This is a genomic window from Mesorhizobium sp. M1E.F.Ca.ET.063.01.1.1 (genome assembly GCF_003998155.1).
Lineage (GTDB): Bacteria > Pseudomonadota > Alphaproteobacteria > Rhizobiales > Rhizobiaceae > Mesorhizobium.
The window spans coordinates 1-1,582 of sequence record NZ_RZSC01001057.1 but is presented as its reverse complement, the minus strand read 5'-3'; the positions used below and the strand labels follow the sequence as shown (position 1 = coordinate 1,582).

Annotated in this window: 2 protein-coding genes; one reads left to right on the top strand and one right to left on the bottom strand. The window is 65.8% G+C overall.

Annotated elements, in window-relative coordinates:
- On the bottom strand, window positions 1–603 hold a 603-nt coding region (locus EOA29_RS35945), incomplete at its 3' end, for a dimethylsulfonioproprionate lyase family protein (RefSeq protein ID WP_127222359.1).
- 138 nt (window positions 604–741) lie between these two features.
- On the opposite strand from EOA29_RS35945, the gene EOA29_RS35940 reads away from it, so the two are divergent.
- A partial coding sequence (locus EOA29_RS35940) for an acyl-CoA dehydrogenase family protein (RefSeq protein WP_127222358.1) occupies window positions 742–1,582 on the top strand: 841 nt, incomplete at its 3' end.

The window sequence follows — 1,582 nt, the reverse complement described above, 5'->3', positions numbered from 1 at the left end:
CCGGCCCCCGGCGCCGCCAATAGTCGACTTCTGCGCCAACGGTCCGCCGCGCCAGACATAGAGCGCCATCAGCGGCTCCTTGCCGGTGCGCATGGCGTGACTGACATTGGATGCGTGATAGACGACTTCGCCGGCCTCGCGAACGTGAAAGTCGCCCTCACCCATGCGCCACTCGGTGCCACCGGTCAGCGGAATATAGATCTCTTCGGCGATGTGATGATGGTCGGGGTAGACGATGTCGGGCCCGAGGATCAGCAGGCCGGCCGCGACCGCGTCGTTGACGAAATGCCCGCGCGTGCCGAAAACCTCCAGCCAGCCGTAATTGTCGATGAAAGCCTGGCCGAAATCGGCGGCCGTGTAGGTCTGCCCCCAGCGCAACTCGTTCCGGTGATCGGCCGCGAACTGCGCCAGCGGCCTGATGTCCGGCGGCGCAAGCTCCGTGATGCGATCGAGATGGCGTACGCAGCCGAGCGAGCGCGGTTCGAGCGGGCGAGAGGGCATGTGCCAATCGATGCGCGCGACCGCGTCCGCGATCAGATCGCTGTCGACGCCGGCGAGATAGAGGTGGAACCGGTCCAGCAACTCATCGAAAACTGTCGGCACGCCGGGCTCCGTTGATCAATCCATGCACAGCCGGTCCGCAGGGCGCCGGGTTGCGCGGCGGCATCATTGGTCTAGATTGGTCGCTGCGCAAAGCCAAAAACGACAGGCCACAAGGCCTGAAACGACAGGGAGCACGCCATGGACGCGGCAGTCGATGCGGGCACTGGCCAATTCGAACTCACCGAGGAGCAGCGCGCCATCCAGGAGATGGCTCAGGCCTTCGCGGCAGACCGTGTCGCGCCGAATGCGCTCGACTGGGACCGGGCCAAACACTTTCCCGCCGATGTGATCCGCGAGACCGGACCTCTCGGCCTCGGCGGCATCTATGTCCGCGATGATGTCGGCGGCTCGGCGCTCGGGCGTCTCGATGCGGTGCTGATCTTCGAGGCGCTGGCCCACGCAGATCCGGCCTTCTCATCGTTTATCTCGATCCACAACATGGCCGCCTCGATGATCGACCGCTTCGGCAGCGACGAGCAGCGCCAACGCTTTCTGCCGAAGCTGACCTCGATGGAATGGCTGGCGAGCTATTGTCTGACCGAACCCGGCTCGGGCTCGGATGCCGCTGCGCTGAAGACGCGGGCGGTGAAAAGCGGTGGCGACTATGTCTTGAACGGCGCCAAGCAGTTCATCTCGGGCGCCGGCGACAGCGACCTCTATGTCGTGATGGCGCGCACCGGCGGCGACGGACCGAAAGGCATCTCGACCCTCGTCGTGCCCAAGGATGCGCCGGGCCTCTCCTTCGGCGCCAACGAGCACAAGATGGGCTGGCACATGCAGTCCACCCGCCAGGTGATCTTCGAGGACTGCAAGGTGCCGGCCGAGAACCTGCTTGCAACGGAAGGCGCGGGCTTCGGCATCGCCATGGCCGGGCTCGACGGCGGCCGGCTCAACATCGCCGCATGCTCGCTGGGCGGCGCACAATCGGCGCTCGACAACGCGCTGACCTACACGAGCGAGCGCACGGCCTTCGGCTCCA